The organism is Nocardioides cremeus, from assembly GCF_030518195.1.
In the GTDB taxonomy this organism is placed as follows: domain Bacteria; phylum Actinomycetota; class Actinomycetes; order Propionibacteriales; family Nocardioidaceae; genus Nocardioides; species Nocardioides cremeus.
This window is the reverse complement of record NZ_JAULSC010000014.1, coordinates 18,683-44,107: the sequence shown is the minus strand read 5'-3', so window position 1 is coordinate 44,107 and position 25,425 is coordinate 18,683. Positions and strand designations below refer to the sequence as shown.

Sequence of the window (25,425 nt, the reverse complement as noted above, 5' to 3'; positions counted from 1 at the left end):
GGCTAGAATTCGTAGCCGAAGCGCTCGAGGTCGGCGGCGAAGACCTCGGCCACCCGGTCGCGCATCTCGTCGGAGTACTGCACCCGGTAGTCGCTGCTGGGCCCGGTGTTGGCATGCATCGTGGTGCCGGGCCAGGCCAGCTCGAGCCGGTCGAAGACCTCGTGCAGGTCGGCGTCGAAGCGCTCCTGGCGACCGATGAAGTCGGCCTCGCGCTGCTTGGCGCGCAGGTAGCTGATCTGGGTGCGCTGCAGCTCGCGCTGCTCCTGGGTGCCGCGCAGCACGAACGCCTCGAAGTCGGGGCAGGTGGCCAGCACCCGCTTCCACAGCCGGTTGTGGTCCATCTGGTTGGTGGCCTTCTCGACGCCCGCCGCCGCGTCGGCCTCGGCGCGCTTGATCATCGCCCACCACGAGTAGAGCCGCGCCCACGGGTTGCGCACGAAGCCGAAGACGAAGTACTCCGACAGCTCGGGGTAGGTGCGCAGCGCCGGGCCGAGCCTGGCGTGGCGACCGCCGCCGAGCCCGGGCAGGAACTCGAAGTCGGGCAGCGCCTCCTGCAGCATCCGGTCGATGGTGATGCCACCGGTCTTCTGCACGTGCACGAACAGCACGCGCGCCGAGTGCGAGACCATCATGGGCGAAAAGTACCAGCGCGGCCCGCGGCGCCGGGCGGCCCCGCGGTGTTACCAAACCCTGGACCGATTGTGGATGACGTGTTCCCCCACTGCCCCGGTTCTCCTCCTAGTCTGGAGGCACGAGGTCGCCGGGGGGCGACCTCCCCGGTCGGACCGGGGGGCATGCCGCGATTCTGGGGGGAACGCGGACTCGCCCCGGACCGGCCATCGCGTCCGAGGATCCGGGGGGAATCTCGGACGCGCAGACGGGAGCCCGTCCGGCGCAGCTGAGACTCCGCCGGGCGGGCCCTTCTGGTTCCAGGCCCCTGACGCCCCACGGGCCCCGCGAGCGTCAGTCCTCGATGCGGTTGCCGTCGGCGTCCCAGTGCCCGGCCACCTTCTTGCTCGGCTGCACCCGCGGCGGCTCGCCCGGCATCTTCGGGTGGTCCGGCGGGTAGGGCATCTCTCCCCCGGGCAGCTCCTCGTAGAGGTCGAGCAGCGGCTGGATCGAGAACGCCTCATCGTCGATGCCGGCCCACGGGTCCCCGCCGTCGGCGAGCCGCTCGGGCACCGTGAAGAGGTTCAGCTCACGGGGGTCGGCGACCTCGGCCAGGTCGTCCCACGACAGCGGCGTCGAGACCGGGGCGCCGGGCAACGGCCGCAGCGAGTACGCCGAGGCGATGGTGCGGTCGCGGCAGTTCTGGTTGTAGTCGACGAAGATGCGCTCCCCCCGCTCCTCCTTCCACCACGCCGTGGTGACCTGCTCGTCGCGGCGCTCCAGCGCGCGCCCGAAGCCGATCGCGGCGTGCCGCACGTCGAGGAACTCCCAGCGCGGCTCGATGCGCACGTAGACGTGCACGCCCCGGTTGCCCGACGTCTTCACGTACGCCGTCAGCCCGAGCTCGGCGAGCAGCTCGCGAGCCACACCGGCTACCCGCACCGCGTCGGCGAAGCCGGTGCCGGGCTGGGGGTCGAGGTCGATGCGCAGCTCGTCGGGGTGGTCGACGTCGCCGCGGCGCACCGGCCAGGGGTGGAAGGTCAGCGTGCCCATGTGGGCGCACCACACGGGCACCGCGATCTCGGTCGGGCAGATCTCGTCGGCGGTGCGCCCCGACGGGAAGGTGACCGTGGCGGTCTCGAGGTAGTCGGGCGCGCCCTTGGGCACCCGCTTCTGGTAGAACGCCTCGGCCTTCGAGTCCTGCGGGCCGGTGGCCAGGCGCATGCCCTCACGCACCCCCGAGGGCCAGCGCTCCAGCGCGGTGGGCCGGTCACGCAGCGCGCGCATCAGCCCGTCCTCGGCCGAGGCGACGTACTGCGCGACCATCAGCTTGGTCACCTCGGGCGTGCGCTCGGTCGCCTCGTAGATGATCCGGTCGGGGCTCGAGACGCGCACCGCACGCCCGCCCGCCTCCACCTCGGCCGCGCTCGCCTTCGCCATGGCGCCACCCTAGGCGCCCACGCCCCACCGTAGGTCGAGCAGCGATGGCCCCGCCGTTGGTCGAGCAGCGAGGGCCGAAGGCTCGAGCGACGCCGAGACCCCGCAACCACCCGGCGTACAGCAACCGGGCGCCTCACCGGGTCTCGGCGACGTTCCTCGCTGGCGCTCGTCACTGCTCGACCAACGGCGGGGATATCGCGTGGAGGGGTGGGCGGGGAGGCTCCTAGGGTGTCGGGGTGAGTGAGCCGCACGCCGACCTGACCTTCCGCACCCTCGAGCCCGGCGACGAGGGCGCCGACGCGGCGCTGCTGCGCGGCTGGCTGGAGGGCCTCTCGCGAGGGTTCCACGACAGCCGCAACGACGACGCCGAGTTCGACCGCTGGCGCAAGCACGCCGGGCGGGACGGGGCGGTGCTGCGTGGCGCCTGGCCGGCCGCCCGGGTCGCCGGCGGCACGCTGCCGGTCGGCACCTTCGCCAGCTGGGCGGGCGAGCTCAACGTCGGCGGGGGCCGCACGCTCGGGCTGCACATGATCAGCGACGTCACCGTCGCCCCCACCCACCGGCGCCAGGGCCTGCTGCGCCGGCTGATGACCGACGACCTCGACCACGCGGTGGCGCAGGGGCGCCCGGTGGCGGCGCTGACCGCGACCGAGGGCTCGATCTACGGCCGCTTCGGCTTCGGCCCCGCCGTGCGCGGGCGACGCGTGGAGATCGACACGGGCGCCCACTTCGGGCTGCGCGACCTCGACGACCCGGGCAGCCTGGAGATGGTGGAGCCGACCGAGGCGTGGCCGCACGTGCGCGAGGTCTTCGGGCGCCACCTGCAGGCCACCCGCGGCGCGGTCAGCCGGCCGTCGTTCTACGAGATGTTCCTGACCGGCGAGTACGACTGGGACAAGGGCGCACCCGACAAGATGCTGCGCGCGGTGCTGCACCTCGACGCCGCCGGCGCCGTCGACGGCTACGCCCTCTTCAGGCACAACGGTGACCACCGCAAGGACGCGGCGGTCGAGCTGGTCGACCTCGCCGCCGACACCACGTCGTCCTACCTGCGGCTGTGGCGCTTCGTCGCCGACATCGACCTCGTCGAGAAGGTCCGGTGGGGCCGCAGCCCGCTGCTCGGCACGCTCGACCTCGCGCTGGTCGACCCCCGCGTCGTGACCACCACCGCGCTGCACGACACGCTGTGGGTGCGGGTGCTCGACCTGCCGGTCGCCCTCGAGGCCCGCCCGTGGCACGCCGACGGCGACGTGGTGCTCGACGTCGACGACGCCCTGGGCCACACCTCCGGTCGCTGGCGGGTCACCACGAGCGGCGGCGCCGCCACGGTGCGGCGTACCGACGACGCCGCCGACGTGCGGCTCTCGGCCGAGAGCCTGGGCCAGCTCTACCTCGGTGACGTGGACGCGGCCGACCTGGCGGTCGCCGGACGGGTCACCGGGGCTGGCGCCGACGCCTTCGCGGCGATGGCCGACGGCGGCCCGACACCCTGGTGCACCACGGGCTTCTGATGCCTCCCGTCCCGCGACCCGCACGCACCCTCGAGGAGTGGGCGCTGCGCGGCGGGCACTGGCAGGTCGTCGCCTCCTCTCCCGCGCACACCACGGTGGCGCTGCTGACCTGCGACGGCGGCGAGGAGATGGAGCGGCTCGAGGCCGACGGGCCCGAGCTGCACGCCTGGCTCGCCGGGCGTACGTCGTCGACCGACTGAGCGACGGCGGGGACCGGCCTCACAGGACCCCGCGGCCCTTGCGGCGCTCGAAGACCAGCTGGGTCTCGGTCGAGCGCACCACGGGGTGCACCGTGACGTGCTCGAGCACCAGGTCACGCAACGCCTCGGGGTCGGCGACGGCCACCAGCAGGTGGAAGTCGTCCTCGCCGGCCACGTGCAGCGCCTGCAGCACGCCCGGGGCCTCGACCAGGGCGTCGTACAGCGTCGTGACGTGCTGGTGGTCGTGGCTGCCCAGGCGCACCTTGATGACCGCCTGCAGCGGGAAGCCGAGCGCGGCGACGTCGACCTGCACGCTGGTGCCGACGACCACCCCGCGGTCGCGCAGCGAGCGCACCCGGTAGGCGCAGGTCGACTCGGCCACGCCCAGGCGCGAGGCGAGCGCCTTGTTGGTCAGGCGGCCGTCGGCGCCCAGGGCGCGCAGGATGTCGAGGTCGAGGGAGTCCAGGCCGGGGGCGGCCCCCTTGGCGGGTTGTGATCCAGGCAACGCGAACTCCTCGTCAGGGTAGTGATCCTGCTTCTTCTGCAAGTGATCGTGGATCAGGCTACGTCTTCGACAACAGAGCCCGAGGCAGGACGACTTCTCAGCGAGGATCACGGCATGCGCCTCGACTCCCTGGCCGTGCACAGCGGCCGCGACGACCTGACCGCCCTCGGCGTGCACGCCCTGCCGCTGGACCTCTCCTCGACCAACCCGCTGCCCGACCTCGACACCGGCGGCGAGTCCTACGAGTCGATGGCCACCGGCGGTCACCCCACCGACGGCGGCCACGTCTACCAGCGGCTGTGGAACCCCACGGTGGCCCGCTTCGAGACCGCGCTCGCCACGCTCGAGCACGCCGAGTCGGCGGTCGCCTTCGCCTCCGGCATGGCCGCGATGTCGGCCGCGGTGCTCTCGCGCACGATGCTGACCGGCAAGCGCCACGTCGTCGCGGTCCGCCCGATGTACGGCGGCACCGACCATCTGCTCTCCACCGGGCTGCTCGGCACCGAGGTCACCTGGTGCACCGAGGCCGAGATCGCGGCCACCGTGCGCCCCGACACCGCGCTGGTGGTCGTGGAGACCCCGGCGAACCCGACGCTGGAGCTGCTCGACATCCGCGCCGCCGTGGCCGCCGCCGGCGACGTGCCGGTGCTGGTCGACAACACCTTCGCCACGCCGGTGCTGCAGAACCCGCTCGACCACGGCGCCGCGATGGCGCTGCACAGCGCCACCAAGTACCTCGGCGGTCACGGCGACGTCGTGGGCGGCGTCATCGCCTGCAACGAGGAGACCGCCAACGGGCTGCGCCAGGTGCGCGCGGTGACCGGCGGCATCCTGCACCCGCTCGGCGCCTACCTGCTGCACCGCGGCCTGGCCACGCTGCCGCTGCGGGTGCGCGCCCAGCAGGACGGCGCCCACCGGCTCGTGGAGTTCCTCCAGGGCCGCGACGAGGTCGCAGTCGTGCACCACCCCGGTCTCGACGACCCCCGCGGGCTGGTCGGCACCCAGATGCGCGGCTCCGGCGCGATGGTCGCCATCACCCTGCACGGCGGGTACGACGCCGCCGCGCGGCTGACCTCGGCGGTGCGGCTGTTCACCCACGCGGTGTCGCTGGGCGGCGTCGACTCGCTGGTCCAGCACCCCGCGGCGCTGACCCACCGCCCGGTCGCACCCCACGCGCGACCCGCGGCGGGCGTCGTCCGGTTCTCGGTCGGGCTGGAGGACCCGCTCGACCTGCTCGAGGACCTCGCGGCTGCGCTCGACGCCAGCAGGGTGGCCCCCGTGGCTGCCCCGGCGGTGGCACAGTGGCGCCCGAGCACCCAAGCGCCCCAGCCCGCCGGCGTCTGACCGACCCCCTCCGGAGGAGACCCGTGACCACGCCCGACCCTGCCCTTCTCCGCGAGGTCTCGCGCCGCGTGCTGTGGCTGGCGACCTCGATCGTCGACGCCGCCAACGCCGGGCGGCCCAACGACAGCGGGGTCAAGGTCGGCGGCCACCAGGCCTCGTCGGCCTCGATGGTCGACATCATGGTGGCGCTGTGGTTCGCCGAGCTCGAGCGCGACGACCGGGTCTCGGTCAAGCCGCACGCCTCGCCGGTGCTGCACGCGCTCAACTACCTGCTCGGCGACCTCGACGAGGCCTACCTGCCGACGCTGCGGGCCAAGGGCGGGCTGCAGTCCTACCCCTCGCGGCTCAAGGACCCCGACACCGTCGACTTCTCCACCGGCTCGGTCGGCATCGGCGCGACCGCGGCGCTGTGGGCGGCGATGTCGCACCGCTACGTCGCCTCCCGCTTCGCCGACGCTCCCCCGGCCGGCCGCTTCGTCAGCCTGCTCGGCGACGCCGAGCTCGACGAGGGCGCGATCTGGGAGGCCGTGGCCGACCCCGCCGTGGCCCGACTCGGCGAGGTGCTCTGGGTCGTCGACGTCAACCGGCAGTCGCTCGACCGGGTCGTGCCCGAGCTGCAGATCGCCCGGCTCGCCGGCATGTTCGAGGCGGCCGGCTGGCAGGTCGTGACCATCAAGTGGGGCCGGCGCATCAGCGAGCTCTTCGAGCGGCCGGGCGGCACCGAGCTGCGCGCCCGCCTGGAGCAGATGCCCAACGAGGAGTACCAGCGGATGCTGCGCGCCGGCAGCGACGAGCTCGCCACCCGGCTGCTCGCCGCCTCGGACTCGTGGTCGCCCTCGACCGAGCTGCGCGGGCTCGTGGACTCCCTCGACGCCGACGACCTGGCCGGGCTGGTGCGCGACCTCGGCGGCCACGACCTGGGGCTGCTGGTCGACACCTTCGCCGACGTCGACGACGACCGCCCCACCGTCGTGTTCGCCTACACGATCAAGGGCCGCGGGCTGCCCACCGAGGGCCACCCCAACAACCACTCCGCGCTCCTGACCGGCGAGCAGATGGACGCCCTGGCCGAGCAGACCGGGGGCGACCGGTCGGAGCCGTGGTCACGCTTCCCCGCGGGCAGCGCCGGCGCCGAGCTGTGCGAGCAGCGCGCCGCGGCCCTGCGTCGTACGCCGCAGCCGCCGACGACCCCGCTCCCGGTGCCGGTCGCGCTGGGCCACGCCCACAAGCGGCCGGTCTCGACCCAGGCGGCGCTGGGCCGGCTGCTGGCCGACCTGCACCGCGACGCGCCGGCGGTGGCCGCGCAGGTGGTCACCTGCAGCCCCGACGTGGCCTCCTCGACCAACCTGGGCGGCTGGATCAACAAGGCCGGGGTGTGGTCGGTGGAGGACCGCCGCGACTGGTTCGCCGACGACACCGAGCGGCTGCTTCGCTGGTCGGAGCGCCAGAACGGCCAGCACATCGAGCTCGGCATCGCCGAGGTCAACCTGGTCTCGCTGCTCGGCGAGCTGGGCGCGACCTGGTCGCGCTGGGGCGAGCGGCTGATCCCGATCGCCACGATCTACGACCCGTTCGTCTCCCGGGCGCTGGAGCCGTGGTCCTACGGCATCTACTCCGGAGGTCAGTCGATCCTGGTCGGCACCCCGTCGGGCGTCACGCTGGCGCCCGAGGGCGGGGCGCACCAGTCGATCACCACGCCCTCGATCGGCCTCGAGCAGCCGGGCTGCACCGCCTGGGAGCCGGCGTTCGCGCAGGACCTGGAGTGGTGCTTCCTGGCCGCGATGGAGTCGGTCGGCGTGCCGGGCGGCACGTCGTCGTACTTCCGGCTCTCCACGCGGCCCCTCGACCCCGCCCTCGCCGACCTGCCCGACGACCCGGCGCTGGTCGAGCGGCGCCGGCGCCAGGCGGTGGCCGGCGGCTACCGGCTGCCCGCCGGGCACGCGCTCGACGAGGAGCAGGTGACGCTCGTCGGCGTCGGCGCGATCATGCCCGAGGTGCTCGCGGCGGCGGAGAGCCTGCGCGGGCAGGGCGTGCGGGCCGGGGTGGTCTGCCTGACCAGCCCCGACCTGGTCTTCCGCTCCTTCCAGCAGCGCGGCCGCCGCGGCGGCGGCACCGGCGGCGACATCCTCGCCGAGCTGTTCCCCGCCTCCGCGCCGGCGCCGCTGGTCACCGTGCTCGACGGCCACCCGCACACGTTGTCGTTCCTCGCCGGCGCGCGCGGTGACCGGCTCCGCTGCCTGGGCGTCGACGAGTTCGGTCAGTCCTCCGGCCTCGAGGACGCCTACCGCCTGCACGGGCTCGACGTCGCGGCGGTCGTCGACGCGGCGCTGGGCCTGGTGGAGTGACGTCCCTGGGCCCGCTGGCGCTGGCGCCGCTGACCCGCGACCAGGCGGTCGACATCTGCACCTGGCGCTACCCGGCGCCGTACGACTGCTACGACATGACCGACGCCGACCCCGATGCCCTCGCCGACCCCGCGTCGGGCTTCCACGCGCTGAGCGCGGGTGGACGGCTGGTGGGCTTCCGCTCGTTCGGCCCCGACGGACGGGTGCCGGGCTGGGCGTACGACGACACCGCCCTCGACACCGGCGGCGGGCTGCACCCCGAGCTGGTCGGTCAGGGTCTCGGTCGCGAGGCCATCGCGGCTGGTCTTGCCTACGGCCGCGCGCGGTTTGCCCCGACGGCTTACCGGATGACGGTCGCCGGCTTCAACGCCCGGGCGCTGCGGGTGGTCGCGTCGCTGGGCTTCGAGCGGGTCGGGCACTTCCGGGCGCCGACCGGCGTGGACTACGAGGTCCTGGTGCGGCCCGAGCACTGATCCGGGTCGTGGTCCGGGTCGTGGTTCGGGTCGTGTGCCTCAGGACGCGCCATGGTGCGTCCAGGGGCCAAGACCCAAGCCACGACTCAGACCACGACCCAGACCACGACCCGGGCAGCCAGTCAGAGCAGCGAGTTCGGCTCGAACGTCGGCCGCCGGTCGGCCGCACCAGCGACCGGCCGCACGAACTCGAACCCCGCGGTCAGCACCACCACCCGCCAGTCCGGCGAGTCGGCAGCCAGGCCCCGCGCACACTCCTCGTGCAGCGGCGGGGCGTGGAAGGCGTTGCGGGCGACCTCCTCGGCGTCACCCACGAACGCGATCGGACGACCCAGCGACTCGGCGCACGCACCGCAGATCCGGCTCAGCGCGCACTGGGTGACCCGCGCCCCCATGAGCGCGGGTCGACCCTGCTCGTCGGGCTCCCACGCGAAGGGCGCCGTACGCGCGTCGACGTCGCGGCCCAGGCCGCGGATCACGAGGCCCGCCCGATGCCCGAGCGCGACCACCCGCCGAGCTCGGAGCGGCGCGGGGGCAGCTCGGCGTCGGACTTGCGGCCCTTGTCGACCGGCGGCGCCTCGACGGCGTCGGGGCGGTTCGGCGGCTCCGGCGGGGAGTCGGAGGAGGTGAAGCGGTTGGGCAGCGAGAGCTTCATGATCGTGCGCAGCGTCTGTCCGTACTGCCGGTGCAGCGGGCCGGTGGTGTACGGCAGGTCGTACTTGTCGCAGAGCGCGCGCACCCGCTCCGAGATCTCGGCGTACCGGTTGCTGGGCAGGTCGGGGAAGAGGTGGTGCTCGATCTGGAAGCCGAGGTTCCCCGAGAGGATGTGCAGCAGCCGGCCGCCCTCGAAGTTGGCGGCGCCGAGGATCTGGCGCAGGTACCACTCCGAGCGGGTCTCGTCCTCGAGCTCCTCCTCGGTGAAGTGCATCGCCCCGTCGGGGAAGTGCCCGCAGAAGATGATCATGTAGGACCACAGGTTGCGCGCCAGGTTGGCGGTGGCGTTGGCCTTGATGGTGGTGCGCCAGTGCGGCCCCGACAGCGCCGGGTAGACGACGTAGTCCTTGAGCGCCTGGTTGCGGCCCTTGCGCCAGATCTGCTTGAGCTGGCGCTTCATCTCCTTCGGGTCCTTCTCGCCCTTGCGGATCTTCTCGAGGTCGAGGTCGTGCAGCGCCACGCCCCACTGGAACAGCGAGGCCAGCAGCGCGTTGTAGACCGGCTGGCCGAGGTTGGCGGGGTTCCAGCGCTGCTCGCGCGCCATCCGCAGCACGCCGTAGCCGATGTCGTTGTCGTAGCCGAGCACGTTGGTGAACTGGTGGTGGATGTAGTTGTGCGAGTGCTTCCACTGCTCGGCCGGCTGGGCGGTGTCCCACTCCCAGTTGGAGGAGTGGATCTCGGGGTCGTTCATCCAGTCCCACTGCCCGTGCATGACGTTGTGGCCGATCTCCATGTTCTCGAGGATCTTGGCCAGGCCGAGCATGGTCGCGCCGGCGACCGCGCCCGGCACCCGCGCCTTCTTGGAGTGGCAGGTCGTCATCAGGGTGACCCGGGCCGCCGCGGCGAGGCCGCGCTGCACCTTGATCATCCGGTTGATGTACGCCGCGTCGGCGGCGCCGCGCGACGCCTCGACGTCGGCGCGGATCCGGTCGAGCTCGCGGCCGATCTGCTCGACCTCGTCGTCGGTGAGGTGGGTGTACTCCTGGACGTCGGCGATCGCCATGTCGTCTCCTCGGTGCTGGTGGCTCGGTGCTCGTGGGTCGGTGCTCGTAGGTAGGGGGTGGTTCAGATGTCGATGACGCAGTCGCCGACGGCGGCGGTGACGCAGGTCTGCACCTGCTCGTTGGGCTGGGCGTACTCCTCGCCGTTGCGCAGGTCGCGCACGGTGCCGGAGACGAGCGTCAGGGTGCAGGTGTGGCAGATGCCCATCCGGCAGCCGTAGGGCATCCCGACACCGGCCTGCTCGCCGGCCTCGAGGACGGTCGTGGCTCCGTCGACCTCGACCTCCTTGCCGGAGGTCTGGAAGCGGATCTGACCGCCCTCGCCCCCGTCGCCGCCCAGCTCGAGGGTGAAGCGCTCCAGGTGCAGCCGGTCCTCGAGGCCCTCGGCCTCGAAGTGCGCGGACACCGCGTCGAGCATCGGGCCCGGCCCGCAGGCCCAGGTCTCGCGCTCGCGCCAGTCGGGGCACACCGCGTCGAGGCCGCGCTCGCGGTCACCGACCTCGAGGATGCCGTCGGTGTCGGTGTGCAGGCGGTGCACCGTGAGGCCAGAGTGGGCCTCCTCCAGCCGCGCCAGCTCGTCGCGGAAGATCATCCGCTCGGGCGTCGGCGAGGAGTAGTGCAGGACGACGTCGGGCATCGTGTGGCGACGGTCGAGGGTGCGCAGCATCGCCATCACCGGCGTGATCCCCGAGCCGCCGACCAGGAACAGCATCCGCGGCGGCGGCGGGTCGGGCAGCACGAAGTCGCCCTCGGGCTTGGCCAGCCGCACGATCGTGCCCGGCGCGAGCCCGTTGACCAGGTGGGAGGACAGCAGCCCCTCGGGCATCGCCCGCACCGTGATCGCGATGTGGCGCCCGGAGCGGCGCGGGGGCGAGCTGACCGAGTAGGAGCGCCACTGGAACCGGCCCTCGACCTGCACCCCGATGCCGACGTACTGCCCGGGGCGGTGGTCGAAGCGCCAGCCCCAGCCGGGCCGGATCACCAGGGTCGCGGCGTCCTCGGTCTCCTGCACGACCTCCTCGACGCGCCCGCGCAGCTCGCGCTGGCTCCACAACGGGTTGATCAGGGAGAGGTAGTCGTCGGGGTGCAGCGGTGTCGTCAGCTTCGCGCCTGCACGCCGCACGCGCTCCCACGGGATCGTCGCGCTCAACCGGGCCTCCTCGGGCTGGGTCCTCTACCGAACACAGTGAACAGCCGTGCACCGAGCCCCGTCAACGCCCCGGAGGGATGAGGTGGCCCACGTAGGCTGGAGACATGGGTTACGACGTGGAGAAGACCGACGCCGAGTGGCGCGAGCAGCTCTCGCCCGAGGAGTACGCCGTGCTGCGCCAGGCCGGCACCGAGCGCGCCGGAGTGGGGCGCCTGACCGACACCGAGACCACCGGCGTCTACCGCTGCAAGGCCTGCCGGGCCAAGCTCTTCGAGTCCGACACCAAGTTCCACTCGGGCTGCGGCTGGCCGTCGTTCTACCAGCCGCTCAGCGACACCATCGAGTACATCGAGGACACCTCGCACGGCATGAAGCGCGTCGAGGTGCGCTGCGCCGGCTGCGGCTCGCACCTGGGCCACGTCTTCCCCGACGGCTACGGCACCCCGACCGGTGACCGCTACTGCATCAACTCGATCAGCATGACCCTCGAGCCGGCCGACGGCTCCGGGCCCGTCGAGGGCTGAGCCCGGCCGCTCAGCCGGCGTCGACGAGCTGCGGGACGACCCGCACTGCGTTGGCGCCGTACTGCTCGTCGAGGCGCTGCTGCAGCGCGCCGTCGTCGTAGGCGACCTCGACCACGACCTGGTTGTTCTCCACGTAGGTGCCGGCCACGCCCGGCAGCTCGCTCACCTCGCGGGCGATCTCGTTGATCGAGGCCTCGTCGCGCTGGCGCAGCGGCGGGGGCGGGTCCTGCTCGTCCTCGCGCACCGGGCTGTAGAGCGCCGCGGGGATCGCGTCGGAGACGGTGAAGGTGGTGCCGTCCCAGTCGCCGGTGAGCGCGAAGTAGCCCCAGCGCACGTTGCCGGCCTTCTCGAAGGCCTGCTGGTCGCGCCACTTCCAGCCCTCGATGGCCGGGCCGCTGCACTGCGGCGGGTAGGACTCGGCGACCGGTCCCAGGCACATCTCGGGGCCCTCACCGGTGTCCATCACCACGACCAGGTCGCGGGTGCGCACCGTGCCGGGGGCGGCCTGCGGCTCCAGGGGCGCCGGCGAGCTCGCCGCGCCGTCGTCGACGGCCACCTCGTCCTCTCCCCCGCCGCACGCGGAGACCATCAGCAGCGGGGCGACGAGCAGGGCGAGACCGGTCGTACGCCGGCGGGCTGGGGTGCGCATGGGGGTGGGCATGGGGCTGGGACGGTTCCTCTCGGGCGGGGGTTCCCTCATCGTCGACCCGGCCCATGTCTCCCGCTGACCGGGCCCAGACTTCGCGCCGAGCCGGCCCGTACCTGCACTTCTCCTCGCGGTGAAGATTCAGGCCGGGTCAGCGCGAGATTCAGGCCGGGTCGGCGCGGGATTCGGGACGGGTCAGGGCAGGCGGTGCAGGAGGTCGGGGACCGGGGTCAGGGCGCCGGTGTAGAACGGCACCTCCTCACGCACGTGGCGGCGGGCGGTGGAGGCGCGCAGGTGCCGCATCAGGTCGACGATGCGGTAGAGCTCGTCGGCCTCGAAGGCCAGCATCCACTCGTAGTCACCGAGGGCGAAGCTGGCCACGGTGTTGGCGCGCACGTCCTTGTAGTCGCGCGCCATCTTGCCGTGCTCGGCGAGCATCGCGCGGCGCTCGCCGTCCTCGAGCAGGTACCACTCGTAGGAGCGCACGAACGGGTAGACGCAGATGTGCCGCTTGGGCTCCTCGTCGGCGAGGAACGCCGGCACGTGGCTCTTGTTGAACTCGGCCGGGCGGTGCAGGGCCATCTGCGACCACACCGGCTCGAGCCGGGCGCCGAAGGCGGTGCGGCGGAAGCGGTGGTAGGCGTCCTGGAGCTGCACCGAGTCGACGGCGTGGATCCAGAGCATCACGTCGGCGTCGGCGCGCAGGCCGCTGACGTCGTAGACGCCGCGCACCACCACGTCGTCGCCGGCGAGCGCCTCGAAGAGCTCGTCGACCTCGGCGGCCTCGGCGGCGCGGTCGGCCTCGTCGCCAAGCACGTCGCGCAGGCGGAAGACCGACCACATCGTGTAGCGGATCGAGTCGTTGATCTCCCGGACCCGGGAGGCGTTGCTCTGGGTGTCGCTCATGGCCTCATTGTGCCAACCGCCCCCACCCGCGCCGCACCTGGTGGCGCGCTCAGCCGCGCCCCAGCCCCGCCTCGCGCGCCAGGATGATCGCGGCGGCCCGGTCGGGGGCGTGCAGCTTGGCGTAGACCGACGAGACGGTGTTGCGCACGGTCTTGCCCGAGACGAACAGCTCGGCGGCGATCTGGTCGTTGCTGCGACCGGCGGCCAGCAGGTCGAGCACCCGGTGCTCGCGCTCGCTCAGCTGCGGGAAGGCCGGGGCCGCGGCCGGCCGCGAGGCCCCGGCGAACAGCTCGGCGACCCGGGCGGCCACGGAGGCGCCGAAGACCATCCCGCCAGTGGCCGCCGAGCGCACCGCGTGCAGCACCTCGTCGGCGCCGGCGCCCTTGAGCAGGTAGCCCGAGGCCCCGGCCCGGATCGCGCTGACCACGGTGTCGTCGTCCTCGGTCATCGTCAGCATCACGACCCGCACCTCGGGGTGCCGCCCGGCCAGGAAGCGGGTGGCCTCGATGCCGTCGAGGCCCGGCATCTGGATGTCCATCACCACCACGTCGGGCAGCACCTCACCCACCACGTGCAGCGCCTCGCGCCCGTCGGCGGCCTCCCCGACGACCTCGATGCCCTCGAGCGCGCCCAGCAGCGAGACCAGCCCCTCGCGCACGATCCGGTGGTCGTCGACGACCACGACCCGCAGGCCGCTCATCCCGCCCTCACCGCGCCCGCACCGCCCACCGGCAGCCACGCGCGCACCAGCGTGCCCGCGCCGTCGAGGCCCGGGCACAGCACCTCCGTGCGCCCGCCGAGCTCGTCGGCGCGCTCGCGCAGCGACAGCAGCCCCACCCCCGCCTCCGCGTCCGCCGGCACCCCGGCGCCGTCGTCGGCCACCTCGACCAGCAGGCCGCCTTTCTCGCAGGCCAGCCGCACCTCGGCACGCGTGGCCCCGGCGTGGCGCGCCACGTTGGCCAGCGCCTCCGCCGCGATCCGGTACGCCGCGACCTCGACCGCCGCCGGCAGCTCCGGCAGGTCGCCGGCGCGCACCGCCACCGCGGGGCCGGTCCGCTCGGCGAGCTGGCGCAGCGCGCCGACCAGCCCCCGGTCGTCGAGCGCGGGCGGGCGCAGGTCGTGCACCAGGCGGCGTACGTCGGCGACGACGTCCTGGACCATCACCGCGGTGTCCTGCAGGGTCGCGCGGGCCGCGGCCGGGTCGGCGTCGACCTGCAGCCGCGCCGACTCGAGCCGGAAGACCACACCGCCCAGGGCCGGGCCGAGGCCGTCGTGCAGGTCGCGGCGCAGGCGACGACGCTCCTCCTCGCGCGAGACCACCAGGCGCTCGCGGCTCTCCTGCAGCTCCTCGGCCAGCCGCGAGGTGCGCACCGCCAGGGCGGCCTGGCGGACCAGGTCGCCCAGCAGCCGCTCATCGCGCAGCGAGAGCCGGCTGCGCATCCCCCGGGCCGGCAGCAGCAGCCGGCCGACCTCGCGGTCGCGGTCGGTGATCGCCAGCGCCCGCACCTGCGCGGGCTCGTGGCCATGGCTGACCGCCAGCGTCTCCCCGCCGCCCCGCTCGACCTCGACGCGCACGAACGAGACCCCGAACGCCGCCGCCACGGCCCCCGCCACCTCGCCCAGCTGGCCCGCGGCGTCGTCGGTGTGCTCGAGGCGGGCGGCCAGCCTGGCCACCACGTCGTACGGCGCCGCCCGCTCGCCGAAGGTCAGCCGGCGCGCCCAGGCCCAGACCCGCGCACGCAGCGGCACGTGCACGAGTGCCGAGACCAGCAGCACCAGGGCCACCACCTCGCGCTGGGAGAGCCCGTCGCCGCCCCACCTGGTCAGCAGCGCGTCGAGCAGGCCCACGGCGACCAGGTCGACGGCCAGGACGAGCAGCCCCAGGGCGCCCCAGGCCAGGGTGCGGGCCAGCAGGTCGCGCACCGGCACCAGCTCGGGCTCCACGACCGCGACGACCATCGCCGCCGCCGGCAGCACCATCACCGCGAAGCTGGTGGCCAGGTCGTCGCCGGGCCCGTCGTAGAAGGCTCCCGCGACGATGGCCAGCACCATCACCAGCACGCTCCACAGCAGCCACCGCACCCGGTCGCGCTCGACGCCCTCCGACCGGCGGTAGCGCACCACGACGCTGGCGACGGGCACGGCGAAGGCGAGCACCGTGACGGCGCGGGCGACCGGGAGCGTCGCGCCGGGGAGCCAGCCCACCGACAGCGGGTCGGGGTCGAGCCCCTCGGGCAGCACGCCCGGCACCGGGGCGGGGGCGAGCAGGAAGACCAGCACGGCACCCGACATCAGTGCCAGCGCCGCCCTCGACGCACGGCCCCACCCACCCGGCAGGAGGCGACCGGTGGGGAAGACCAGGATCAGCACGGCCGCGACCACCGGCAGCAGCGAGCCGACCCGGCCCCAGAACCACAGCGCGGCCGTGCTGCCCGGCCAGGCCGACGACCCGGTGACACCGGCGTACAGCCACGACTGCGCCAGCCCGTCGACCGCCCAGAAGACCCCGAACCCGGCGAGCGCCCACCCGAAGCGCGAGCGCGGATCGCGCGAGGTGACGACGGCGGCGAGCGAGGCGATCAGCAGCCCGCTGAGGGTCCACGGCCAGCCGGGGCCCTCGGTGAGCCGGTCGCCCAGCGACCCGGCCTGTCCTCGGGCGTCGACCGCGATGCTGGCCACCAGCGCCACGGCGCACAGCAGCGGCACGCCCGGGCCGGAGACGAGACGTCCGACGGGCGTGCGAGCAGGTCGGCGGCCGGCCACGAGCACGGCCTCATTGTGGGCGCGCCGACGCCGGCCGGGGAACTGATTTCCCCGGCCGGCGTCGTCGAGCGGCACGCGACTGCTCCGCTCAGGCGTCGGCACCGTGGCGGTGGGCCCGGTCGCCGACCGCGAAGCCGGCCGCCGTGACCAGCAGCCAGACCGGGCCGGTCATCCCGGCCATGTACTGCAGCGGCGAGATGCCGAGCAGCAGCGTCAGCCCGCCGAGCACCAGGCCGACGCGGCCGATCCAGGTCGGCACGACCCCGGCCCGGGCGGCGCGCCACACGGCGACCCCGGCGAGACCGGCGAGCACCCAGCACCACGGGACGGTGCCGATCCAGTGGTTGTAGAAGACCACCGCGTGCGGGTCGGCGGCGGCGTCGCCGGCCTGCGAGGCGAAGAGGAACTCGGTGTCCAGGCCGGTGCCCAGGATGGTCACCACGGCGGTGCCGAGCAGGCCGGCGGCGGCCACGGAGGGCGCCAGCCCGGCGCCCGGGCGGGCGAGCAGCCGACGGTGCAGGCCGGCGGCGAACACGATGGTCGCCACGGCGCCCAGCACGCCCAGGACGTGGAAGGCGACGATGACCGGCGCCCTGTCGCCGACCGCCTCCGCGATCCGCTCCGGGTCGCCGGCCAGGGCGGGGTCGTAGACCGCCGCCACCAGGCTGGAGGCGACGACGGCGCCGGCACCGGCGATCGCCCCTGCGACACCGGTCAGGGCCCAGGCCCTCGGGAGCGGTGGCGCCGCGGCGCCGGGTCGCGGGAGGCTCCCCCGGCCGAGGCGGTCGGTGCGGTCGAGGCGGTCGGTGCGGTCGGTGCGGGCGGGGTTGCTGGTGGTGGCGGTCATGCCTGGTCCTCTCGGTCGGTCCTCTGCTGAGGAGCCGAGCGTGCGGGGCCGGATGTCCCGGCCGACAGGGACAACAGGGCAGACCTGGTCCCTGGACCGGGTGCCGCGGGGCCGGCTCAGCGCCCGAGGACCTCGCGGACCGCCAGGCTGGCCGAGCCGACCACGGCGGGGATCCCCACGCCGTCGTACGCCGCGCCGCAGACCGCGAGCCCCGGCACCGCGGCCACGGCCTCGCGGACCCGCGCGACCAGCGCGAGGTGGCCCACGGCGTACTGCGGCAGCCCGCCGCCCCACCGCTGCACGTGCGTGTCGACGGGGCGCGCCCGCAGCCCGACGGCGTCGCGCAGGTCGGCCAGCGAGAGCTCGACGAGCCGCTCGTCGGTGGCCTGCAGGGAGGCCTCGTCGCCGTGCCGGCCGATCGAGGTGCGCAGGTGCACGACGCCCTGCGCGGCGCCCGCCTCGCCCACCCACGCCCACTTGGTGCACGAGAAGGTCGAGGCCTTGATCGCGCGGCCCTCCACCGGCGGCACCAGGAACCCCGACGAGCCGCCGGCGACCATCTCGGGCACGTCGTCGACGGCGAAGGCCAGCGTGACGACCCCGACGGAAGCGGCCTCGACGCGGGCCAGCGCGTCGGCCGCAGCGGGGGCCACCTCGCCCAGCAGGCGCGCGGTCGCGGCGGCCGGGGTGGCCAGCACGACGGCGTCGGCGGTGATGCTCTCGCGCGCGGTCGTCGGCCCGACCGTCAGCCGGAAGCCGGCGCCCTCGCGGGCCAGCACGCGCACGGTCGCGCCGGTGCGCACCTCGCCGCCGGCCGCACGCACGGCCTCGACCAGCACGCCGGGCAGCCGGCCCATGCCGCCGGCGATGCTCGCGAAGACCGGGGCGGCGTACGTCGCACCCGCGGGCGCCATCGCCGCGCCCTGCTCGACCAGCGAGCCCCGCTCGGCCATCGCCACCAGCTGGGGCACGGCCGCTCGCGCGGAGATCCGCCGGGCGCGACCGGCGTACACGCCGCCCAGCAGCGGCTCGACGAGCAGGTCGGTGACGGCGGGGCCCAGCCGGGCGTCGACGAGGTCGCCGACGCTGAGGTCGTCGCCGACGTCGGTGGGCGGCAGCGACGGCTCGGCGCGCACCCGGGCCAGCGCGTCGTCGTCGAGGACGCCCGAGGCCTCGAGCTGGTCGAGGTCGAGCGGCACGCCCATCAGCGAGCGCGGCAGCGGCCGCAGCGCGCCGCCGGTCCAGATCCGCGACGAGACCACGGCGGGGTGCTCGACGTCGAGACCGACCGCGCGGGCCAGGTCGACGCCCTCGGGGCGACGGTTGAGCATCGCCTCGGCGCCCACGTCGACGCCCACACCGGCGACCTCGCGCACCCGCAGCTTGCCGCCGGTCTCGGGCGATCCCTCGAGCAGCAGCACGTCGCGCCCGGCCAGGGCCAGCTCGTGGGCGGCCGCCAGCCCGGCGATCCCGCCCCCGACGACCACGACGTCCCTGTGCACGCCCCCATGCTGGCACGCGCGCCCGGCCCGGGAACCGGGCGGTCGCGGGCGGCGTCCCACCCCCATGACCGCCACCTCGCCCCGCCTGCTGCTCGCCGGCAGCTGCCTCGCCCTGCTCACCACGCTGAGCGCCTGCTCGGGTGCCGACGGCGGGTCCGACTCCTCCTCCGGCGAGGCGGCGCCCATGTCGGGCGCCGACTCCGGCGCCGTCGAGGACCGCGCGGGGCGCAACGCCTTCTCCTCGGCGGGCGGCTCGACCGACGAGTCCGTCGCCGGCTCGGGGGACGTCGACGCGGTCGCGGCCCAGCAGCCGGCACTCATCTCCACCGGCACCGTCTCCCTGCGCAGCGACGACGTCGCCGACACCCGCTTCGACGTGCAGAAGGTCGCCGACCGCTACCGCGGGCAGGTCACCGACAGCGAGACCCGCACCGACCAGGAGGGCGAGGTGCGCGACGCCCGCCTGGTGCTGCGGGTGCCCAGCGCGGAGTTCACCGAGGCCATGGACGAGCTCGAGAAGGTCGCCGACCTCGAGGCCTCCACCTCGACCAGCGAGGACGTCACCACGCAGGTCGTCGACACCCGGGTGCGCATCCGGGTGCAGCGCGCGAGCATCGCCCGCATCGAGGAGCTGCTGCAGCGCGCCGGCTCGATCCGCGACGTGGTCGCCGTCGAGCAGCAGCTGACCCAGCGCCAGGAGCGGCTCAACTCGCTGCTGCGCCAGCAGGCCTACCTGGCCGACCAGACGTCGATGTCGACGATCACCGTGCACGTCGAGCGCGCCGACGCCGCGCGCACCGATCCCGAGCCCGCCGAGGCCGGCTTCCTCTCCGGGCTGCGGGCCGGCTGGGACGGCCTGACCACGGTGCTGCTGGGCCTGGCCACCGTCACCGGTGCGGTGCTGCCCTTCCTGGTGCTCGGGCTGCTGCTCGGGGCGCCGGCCTGGCTGCTGCTGCGTCCCGTCGTACGCCGCCGCCGCGCGGCCGCCTGACCAGCAGGCTCAGCCGGGTCGGCAGGGTCAGCGGGGCTCGAGCGGGTAGCCCTGCACGAACTCGGTCAGCCGCGCCAGCTGGTCGGGGTCGGTGGCGGGGATGACGCCGTGGCCCAGGTTGAAGATGTGCCCGCGGGCGGCGCGGCCGGCCTCGATGACCTGGGCGGCCCGTGCGGTCATCACGTCGGTGGGCGCGAAGACCAGGGTGGGGTCGAGGTTGCCCTGCACCGCGCGGTCGCCGACCAGCGGGATCGCGCGCTCCAGCGGGGTGCGCCAGTCGACGCCGACGACGTCGGCGCCGGCCTCGCCCATCAGGTCGAGGAGGTTGGCGGTGCCGACCCCGAAGTGGATGCGCGGCACGCCCAGGGCGCCCGCGCGCTCGAGGACCGCGGTGGAGTGCGGTGCGACGTGCTCGGCGTAGTCGGCGGGGGTCAGCGCCCCGGCCCAGGAGTCGAAGAGCTGCACGGCCGAGGCGCCCGCCGCGACCTGCACCTCGAGGTAGGAGGCGGCCATCCGGCCGATCTTGCGCATCAGCGCGTCCCAGACCTCGGGGGCGCCGAACATCATCGCCTTGGTCTTGGCGTGCTCCTTCGAGGGCCCGCCCTCGACCAGGTAGGAGGCCACGGTGAAGGGGGCACCGGCGAAGCCGATCAGCGGGGTCGAGCCGAGCTCGCCGACCAGGCCGCGCACCGCCTCGGTGATGAAGCCGACGTGCTCGGGGGTCAGCTCGGGGATCCGCTCGACGTCGGCGAGGGTGCGCACCGGCTCGGCAACCACGGGGCCCACGCCGGGCACGATGTCGAGGTCGACGCCGACGGCCTTGAGCGGCAGCACGATGTCGGAGAAGAAGATGGCGGCGTCGACGCCGTAGCGGCGCACCGGCTGCATGGTGATCTCGACGACCATCTCGGGGTCCATGCAGGCGTCGAGCATCGCGACGCCCTCGCGCACGCGCAGGTACTCGGGCAGCGAGCGACCGGCCTGGCGCATGAACCACACGGGCGTGTGGGGCACGTCCTGGCCGCGGGCGGCCCGCAGGAACGCACTGTCGTGGGCGGGGCTGGTCGGGCCGGACGGGTCGGCTGCGGCGGTGCTCACAGGGCAAGGGTCGCAGGTGCCACGGCGTGTTCGCACATCGGTTCGACGCCCCCACGCCTACGCTGGGGGGCATGGTCGTCCGCCAGGAGACGCACCCCGGCGCCGGGGTGCCCGCTGCCCCCGCCGAGTTCACCGCGGCCGTCGCCGGGCTGCGCACGGCACGTCTGCGACCCGAGGTGCTCTGCGAGGAGATGCCGGCGCCGCAGCGCATCGCGCCGTGGTCCTCCGCGCTGAGCGCCGACGTGACCGTCGACGACACCGACGTGGCGACCGGGCGGATCATCCTGCTCCACGACCCCGAGGGCAACGACGCCTGGGGCGGCACCTTCCGCTGCGTGGCCTACGCCCGCGCCGAGATCGAGGTCGACCTGGTCAGCGACCCGCTGCTGGCCGGCGTGGGGTGGAGCTGGCTCACCGACGCGCTCGAGGCGCACGGCGCGGCGTACTCGCACCAGTCCGGCACCGTCACCCGGGTGGCCACCGAGTCCTTCGGCTCGATGGCCGACGAGGGCGGCACCGCCCAGATCGAGGTCCGTGCCTCGTGGACCCCGGTCGTCGGCGACGACGGGGTGCCCGACACCGCGCCGCACGTCGAGGCCTGGGGCGAGCTGCTGTGCACCGCCGCCGGCCTCGAGCCGGTCCCCGACGGGGTCGCGGTGCTCCCGAGCCGGCGCGGGCAGCGCGGCGCGCGCTGATGGCGACCCGCTCCGAGGAGGTCGAGCCCACCGGCTCGACCGACCCCACCGACACCCCCGACACCCCCGACACCACCCGGTCGGCCGAGCCGGCCGAGCCCGAGGTCGAGCCGGCCCCGCTGCTGACCCTGCGCGACGGCCTGGGCGAGGTCGTCGACACCGAGGCCGGGCTGGCCGCGCTGTGCGAGGCGATCGCCGGCGGCGAGGGCCCGGTGGCCATCGACGCCGAGCGGGCCTCGGGCTACCGCTACTCCAACCGGGCCTACCTGATCCAGCTGCGCCGCGAGGGCTCGGGCACCCACCTGCTCGACCCGATCGCCTTCGACGGCCTGGCGCCGCTGCAGGAGGCCATCGGCGAGTCCGAGTGGATCCTGCACGCCGCCACCCAGGACCTGCCCTGCCTGCGCGCCGAGGGCCTGTGGCCCACCGAGCTCTTCGACACCGAGCTGGCGGGCCGGCTGCTGGGCTACCCCCGCGTCGGCCTGGCCACCCTGGTCGAGACGCTCATCGGGCGCCGGATGAAGAAGGAGCACTCCGCGGTCGACTGGTCGACCCGCCCGCTCCCGCGGCCCTGGCTCGAGTACGCCGCCCTCGACGTCGAGGTCCTCGTCGAGCTGCGCGACCTGATCGCGGCCGAGCTGGTCGCCACCGGCAAGGACGAGTGGGCCCGCCAGGAGTTCGACGCCCTGCGCAGCTTCGAGCAGCCGGTGCGCGTCGACGCCTGGCGTCGTACGTCGGGCCTGCACAAGGTCCGCGGTCGCCGGGCCCTCGGCGCGGTCAAGGCGATGTGGGAGCTGCGCGACGAGATCGCCGAGCAGCGCGACGTGACCCCGGGCCGGATCGTGCCCGACTCGGCGCTGACCGCCGCCGCGACCGCCCCCACCCTGCCGACCGACCGGGCGACGCTGATGGCGCTCAAGGGTTTCCACGGCCGGGGTGCCGACCGCTACTCGGCGCGCTTCGCCGCCGTGCTGCGCGAGGTCGCGGAGATGCCCGAGGCCGACCTGCCGGCCCGCACCCCGCGCACCGACGGTCCCCCTCCCCCGCGCGCCTGGGCCGACCGCGACCCGGTCGCGGCCCGCCGCCTGGTGCTGGCCCGCGAGGCGATGAGCGCGCTGGCCGAGGAGCACGGCATGCCGCTGGAGAACCTGCTGACCCCCGACTCGCTGCGTCGCGTGCTCTGGGCGCCGCCCGCGACCCGCGAGCCGCAGGAGCTGGCCGAGGCCGTCGCCGAGGCGCTCGCCGCGATGGGCGCACGCCCCTGGCAGGTCGCCCTCGTCGGCCCGGTGGTCGTCGACGCCGTGCTGCGTGCCGACGTCGAGCCCGAACCGGAGCCCCCGGCCGACCCTGCCGATCCGGACCAGCCCGATGCGGTCGAGCCCGGGGGCGGATAGTCCCCGACGTTCCACACCGCCCACCCGCGTGTCGCGGTGAGCAGGGTCAGGGACTATCCCTCGCCGTCGGTCTCCTCGGCGTCGGGGTCCTCGCTCTCCTCGGCCTCGGGCGCCAGCACCTCGCGCGAGACCTCGTCGATCAGCGTGGTGGCGGTCTCGAGGTCGAGCACACCGGGGGCGGTGACCAGCTCGGCGATCGGGCCGTCGACCAGGCGCTGCAGCTGGGTCCAGGTGTCGAGCAGCGGCGGCACCCGCATCGAGCGCACGGCCGAGGTGAAGACGTCGGCGCGATCGGGCTGCAGGGCGGGCTGGGCGAAGTCCTCGGTCAGGGCCACCTGCTGGTTGGCCGGCACCAGGTAGCCGGTGCGGGTCAGCTCGCCGACGACCTCGTCGGAGATCATGTGCACCAGCAGGTCGGCGGCGTCGTTGATCGACTCGGTGGCCGGGTTGAGGCACAGCCCGGTCAGGTCGCCGATGGTCGCCGGGGAGTCGAGGGTCGGCATCGGCAGCACGTCGAACTCCAGGCCCTCGACGTCGCGCAGCTCGGGCACCAGGTCGCGGTAGCCGGCGATCATGCCCAGGCGGCCGCGCTCGAACCACTCCTGGGGCGTGGCCTTGTCGAGCTGTTCCTGGGTCAGGGTCAGGCTGGGGCGGCGCAGCAGCTGGAGGGTGCGCTCCAGGGCGTCGCGCGACTCGTCGCTCGACAGCGCCAGCGAGGTAGGCGTGTCGCCGTCGTCGAAGATCTCGCCGCCGCCGGAGTAGACGAAGGGCGCCAGGCCGCGCAGCGACGGCTCGATGTAGACGCCCTTGCTGCGGCGGCGCGGCTTGGTGGCGAACTCGGCCGCGGCCGCGAACTCGTCGAAGGTGAAGCGGCTCGACCCGGGCGAGGGCGTGTCGAACTCGAGCTCGGCCATCCGCTCGAAGTCGACGAGGTCGGTGTTGCGGTAGATCACCATCGGCGAGACGCCGAAGGGCATGCACTGCAGCCGGGTGTCGGCGGAGAAGGCCTCGAGGGCGTCACGCGAGTAGCCGTCGCCGAACTCGACCGAGCGCTCGTCGAGCAGCTCGTCGACCGGCGTCGCGTAGCCCTCCTCACGCAGGAACGTCAGGTCGCGCCGCGAGGCGAGGTAGACGTCGGGGCTGGCCTCGCCGGCACGCAGGGCGTCGTCGAGCGCGTCGCGGTCGGGCCAGGTCTCCAGGGTCACGGTGCTGGTGGTGGAGGTCTCGTTGTACTCCTCGACGACCCGCTGGTAGCCCGCGACCTCCTCCTGCTTGCCCCACACGCCCAGGGTCAGCTCGGTCTTGGCCTGCGGTGCCGGCACCGGCTCGGGACCGGGCAGCGGCTGCTCGCTGCCGGCGTCGCTGTCGCACGCGGTCGCGACGAGACCGAGGGCCAGGAGCGCGACGGTCGTGGCCACGCCCCGTCGGGCCTGCCTGCGCTTGCTCTTCACTGCCACCTCGTCCGTCGGGGATCTGCCGCGCCACCCTATCCAGCGCGGCCCGGTGGCCGGGGGCCGAGCACGGTCACGATCGCGCAACGTGAGCGGCCTCTCCCTCACCCCAGCCGGTGGAAGCGGCGGGCCTGCGCGACGACCGCGTCGAAGACCGGGCGGTCCAGCGCTGCGCCCTCGCGGCGCACGTCGGCGGGGTCCAGGCGCAGCAGCCGGTCGAGCCGGACCTCGCTGGGGCGCCGCTCGCGGTCCCAGCCGCCCGAGCCGACGTCCATCCAGTGCCGGCCCCAGCGGGCCTCGTCGGCCGCGTCGCGGTCGTGGTCCTGGCTGGTGAGCATCAACCCGTAGACGTGGGTGCGGTCGGCGGCCACCAGCAGCACGGGGCGGTCCTTGCCCTGCGAGGCGTCCTCCTCGTAGGGCACCCACGCCCACACGACCTCGCCCGGGTCGGGGCGACCGTCACTCAGGGGACGGTAGGAGACGCGCGGCCTGCGCCGGCGGACGGACGAGAAGGCGCGCGGCAGGAAGCTCATGAGGCCTGTGATGGTACGCCGGACCGGGAGCGCCTCACGGCGCGTGGCCGCTCGTAGCGGCTATATGTGGGACCCGGGGCTGCCGCGGTCCGGCGCACCGTCATCCAGCATAAACGCTCAGCCGCACGACTCAAGTCCGGTCTGCACAGGCGCGTGTCGGCGCTCACGCCAGGCGCCCGGCCAGCTCGGCGTGGCCCGCGGCCTCGAGCTGCTCGGCCACCGCGAGCATGCGGCGTACGTCGTCGTGGACGCTGTCGGCGCGCCCCGCCCGACCGGCGGCGACGACGCGCGCGAAGGCGGCGCCGCGGAAGAGCACGTCGGCGAAGTCACCGCTCGCGATGCCGCGCAGCACCTCGTCGACCATCGCCTTGAGCTCCTCGGGGCCCGGTGGCTCCGCGACCCCGGCGACCACCCGGGCGACGGGTGCCCGGGTGCGGCCCTCCTCGAACTCCCCCGCGGCGCGCACCGGCTCGGCGTGCACCCAGGCACGCAGCAGGTAGAGCCGCCACAGGCAGCCGGCCAGCGAGTCTGCCGGCGAGCCCGCCCAGACCTCGGCGACGGCCTCGATGCCCTCGGTGTCGGCCAGGTGCAGCAGCCGCTCGGCGACCGCCTCGTCGTCGCTCTCGCGGGCCCCGCGCACCAGCAGCTGGGCGGCGCGGTCGGCGGCCTCGGTGACCAGGGCGGGATCGACCCCGCCCTCGACGTCGTCGAAGAAGGCGCTGGTCATCTGCATCGGGCGGTGGTGGGGTCGTGGCTGCTCGCTGCTCACCCGCTCCACGCTAC

25 protein-coding genes are annotated in these 25,425 nt (G+C 74.5%); 9 read left to right on the top strand and 16 right to left on the bottom strand.

Going from position 1 to position 25,425, the window contains the following annotated elements; genetic code table 11:
- Positions 1-2: 2 nt before the first annotated feature.
- Both QWJ41_RS13795 and QWJ41_RS13790 read right to left on the bottom strand, forming a co-directional pair.
- On the bottom strand, positions 3-632 hold the full coding sequence (locus QWJ41_RS13795) for a sulfotransferase family 2 domain-containing protein (protein ID WP_302708992.1): 630 nt from the start codon (positions 630-632) through the stop codon (positions 3-5).
- A 331-nt stretch (positions 633-963) separates the two neighbouring features.
- Positions 964-2,049, bottom strand: coding sequence for a DNA polymerase domain-containing protein (locus QWJ41_RS13790; protein ID WP_302708991.1), 1,086 nt, complete (start codon positions 2,047-2,049; stop codon positions 964-966).
- 236 nt (positions 2,050-2,285) lie between these two features.
- Here QWJ41_RS13790 and QWJ41_RS13785 point away from each other — a divergent pair, with 236 nt between their 5' ends.
- Positions 2,286-3,560, top strand: a complete 1,275-nt coding sequence (locus tag QWJ41_RS13785; RefSeq protein ID WP_302708990.1) for a GNAT family N-acetyltransferase — start codon at positions 2,286-2,288, stop codon at positions 3,558-3,560.
- Positions 3,560-3,760, top strand: a complete 201-nt coding sequence (locus tag QWJ41_RS13780; protein ID WP_302708989.1) for a hypothetical protein — start codon at positions 3,560-3,562, stop codon at positions 3,758-3,760. Before QWJ41_RS13785 ends, QWJ41_RS13780 begins: the two co-directional genes overlap by 1 nt.
- Positions 3,761-3,779: 19 nt before the next feature.
- Here the strand turns inward: QWJ41_RS13780 and QWJ41_RS13775 are convergent, their stop codons facing one another.
- On the bottom strand, positions 3,780-4,265 hold the full coding sequence (locus QWJ41_RS13775) for an Lrp/AsnC family transcriptional regulator (RefSeq protein ID WP_302708988.1): 486 nt from the start codon (positions 4,263-4,265) through the stop codon (positions 3,780-3,782).
- A gap of 114 nt (positions 4,266-4,379) precedes the next feature.
- On the opposite strand from QWJ41_RS13775, the gene QWJ41_RS13770 reads away from it, so the two are divergent.
- From QWJ41_RS13770 to QWJ41_RS13760, 3 genes are read left to right on the top strand one after another with little or no spacing between them, the layout of a single operon-like run.
- Entirely contained in the window at positions 4,380-5,609 is a 1,230-nt protein-coding gene (locus QWJ41_RS13770; protein WP_302708987.1) for a trans-sulfuration enzyme family protein, read from the top strand.
- Between the two features lie 23 nt (positions 5,610-5,632).
- Positions 5,633-7,954 (top strand): thiamine pyrophosphate-binding protein, encoded by a 2,322-nt coding sequence (locus tag QWJ41_RS13765; protein ID WP_302708986.1) that lies wholly within the window; start codon positions 5,633-5,635, stop codon positions 7,952-7,954.
- Complete coding sequence (locus tag QWJ41_RS13760) at positions 7,951-8,427, top strand: GNAT family N-acetyltransferase (RefSeq protein ID WP_302708985.1); 477 nt, start codon at positions 7,951-7,953, stop codon at positions 8,425-8,427. The genes QWJ41_RS13765 and QWJ41_RS13760 overlap by 4 nt, the downstream gene beginning before the upstream one ends.
- Positions 8,428-8,549: 122 nt before the next feature.
- Here QWJ41_RS13760 and QWJ41_RS13755 read toward each other — a convergent pair whose 3' ends face one another.
- The 3 genes from QWJ41_RS13755 to QWJ41_RS13745 form a co-directional block, all read right to left on the bottom strand.
- Positions 8,550-8,906, bottom strand: a complete 357-nt coding sequence (locus QWJ41_RS13755) for a hypothetical protein (RefSeq protein ID WP_302708984.1) — start codon at positions 8,904-8,906, stop codon at positions 8,550-8,552.
- Entirely contained in the window at positions 8,903-10,144 is a 1,242-nt protein-coding gene (locus QWJ41_RS13750; protein WP_302708983.1) for a fatty acid desaturase family protein, read from the bottom strand. The genes QWJ41_RS13755 and QWJ41_RS13750 overlap by 4 nt, the downstream gene beginning before the upstream one ends.
- Positions 10,145-10,206: 62 nt before the next feature.
- Positions 10,207-11,292 (bottom strand): ferredoxin reductase, encoded by a 1,086-nt coding sequence (locus tag QWJ41_RS13745; RefSeq protein WP_302708982.1) that lies wholly within the window; start codon positions 11,290-11,292, stop codon positions 10,207-10,209.
- A gap of 104 nt (positions 11,293-11,396) precedes the next feature.
- Between QWJ41_RS13745 and msrB the strand changes: the two genes are divergently transcribed.
- Positions 11,397-11,816: a peptide-methionine (R)-S-oxide reductase MsrB gene (gene msrB / locus QWJ41_RS13740; RefSeq protein ID WP_302708981.1), complete on the top strand. Its 420-nt coding sequence runs from the start codon at positions 11,397-11,399 to the stop codon at positions 11,814-11,816.
- A 10-nt stretch (positions 11,817-11,826) separates the two neighbouring features.
- Here the strand turns inward: msrB and QWJ41_RS13735 are convergent, their stop codons facing one another.
- The 6 genes from QWJ41_RS13735 to hemG all read right to left on the bottom strand — a co-directional run bounded on the left by QWJ41_RS13735 (position 11,827) and on the right by hemG (position 18,480).
- Positions 11,827-12,465 carry a hypothetical protein gene (locus QWJ41_RS13735; RefSeq protein ID WP_302708980.1) on the bottom strand — a complete coding sequence of 213 codons (639 nt, stop codon included), beginning with the start codon at positions 12,463-12,465 and terminating at the stop codon, positions 11,827-11,829.
- A 192-nt stretch (positions 12,466-12,657) separates the two neighbouring features.
- Positions 12,658-13,368 carry a hydrogen peroxide-dependent heme synthase gene (gene hemQ / locus QWJ41_RS13730; protein ID WP_302708979.1) on the bottom strand — a complete coding sequence of 237 codons (711 nt, stop codon included), beginning with the start codon at positions 13,366-13,368 and terminating at the stop codon, positions 12,658-12,660.
- Positions 13,369-13,417: 49 nt separating this feature from the next.
- Positions 13,418-14,068, bottom strand: coding sequence for a response regulator transcription factor (locus QWJ41_RS13725; protein WP_302708978.1), 651 nt, complete (start codon positions 14,066-14,068; stop codon positions 13,418-13,420).
- A complete protein-coding gene (locus tag QWJ41_RS13720; protein WP_302708977.1) occupies positions 14,065-16,137 on the bottom strand; it encodes a sensor histidine kinase in 2,073 nt (690 codons plus the stop codon). The genes QWJ41_RS13725 and QWJ41_RS13720 overlap by 4 nt, the downstream gene beginning before the upstream one ends.
- Positions 16,138-16,219: 82 nt before the next feature.
- Positions 16,220-16,978, bottom strand: coding sequence for a hypothetical protein (locus QWJ41_RS13715; protein ID WP_302708976.1), 759 nt, complete (start codon positions 16,976-16,978; stop codon positions 16,220-16,222).
- Positions 16,979-17,094: 116 nt separating this feature from the next.
- Entirely contained in the window at positions 17,095-18,480 is a 1,386-nt protein-coding gene (hemG, locus tag QWJ41_RS13710) for a protoporphyrinogen oxidase (protein ID WP_302708975.1), read from the bottom strand.
- A gap of 64 nt (positions 18,481-18,544) precedes the next feature.
- On the opposite strand from hemG, the gene QWJ41_RS13705 reads away from it, so the two are divergent.
- Positions 18,545-19,471 (top strand): DUF4349 domain-containing protein, encoded by a 927-nt coding sequence (locus QWJ41_RS13705; protein ID WP_302708974.1) that lies wholly within the window; start codon positions 18,545-18,547, stop codon positions 19,469-19,471.
- 27 nt (positions 19,472-19,498) lie between these two features.
- Here the strand turns inward: QWJ41_RS13705 and hemE are convergent, their stop codons facing one another.
- Complete coding sequence (gene hemE / locus QWJ41_RS13700; RefSeq protein ID WP_302708973.1) at positions 19,499-20,569, bottom strand: uroporphyrinogen decarboxylase; 1,071 nt, start codon at positions 20,567-20,569, stop codon at positions 19,499-19,501.
- A gap of 71 nt (positions 20,570-20,640) precedes the next feature.
- On the opposite strand from hemE, the gene QWJ41_RS13695 reads away from it, so the two are divergent.
- Positions 20,641-21,264, top strand: a complete 624-nt coding sequence (locus QWJ41_RS13695; RefSeq protein WP_302708972.1) for a DUF3000 domain-containing protein — start codon at positions 20,641-20,643, stop codon at positions 21,262-21,264.
- Complete coding sequence (locus tag QWJ41_RS13690; protein WP_302708971.1) at positions 21,264-22,658, top strand: HRDC domain-containing protein; 1,395 nt, start codon at positions 21,264-21,266, stop codon at positions 22,656-22,658. The genes QWJ41_RS13695 and QWJ41_RS13690 overlap by 1 nt, the downstream gene beginning before the upstream one ends.
- A 53-nt stretch (positions 22,659-22,711) precedes the next feature.
- Here QWJ41_RS13690 and QWJ41_RS13685 read toward each other — a convergent pair whose 3' ends face one another.
- From QWJ41_RS13685 to QWJ41_RS13675, 3 genes are all read right to left on the bottom strand, one after another.
- The gene (locus tag QWJ41_RS13685; protein ID WP_302708970.1) at positions 22,712-24,109 is read right to left on the bottom strand and encodes an extracellular solute-binding protein; all 1,398 of its coding nucleotides are present in this window, start codon (positions 24,107-24,109) and stop codon (positions 22,712-22,714) included.
- Between the two features lie 104 nt (positions 24,110-24,213).
- Positions 24,214-24,642 (bottom strand): type II toxin-antitoxin system PemK/MazF family toxin, encoded by a 429-nt coding sequence (locus tag QWJ41_RS13680; RefSeq protein ID WP_302708969.1) that lies wholly within the window; start codon positions 24,640-24,642, stop codon positions 24,214-24,216.
- Positions 24,643-24,805: 163 nt separating this feature from the next.
- Positions 24,806-25,411, bottom strand: coding sequence for a hypothetical protein (locus QWJ41_RS13675; RefSeq protein WP_302708968.1), 606 nt, complete (start codon positions 25,409-25,411; stop codon positions 24,806-24,808).
- Positions 25,412-25,425 lie beyond the last annotated feature (14 nt).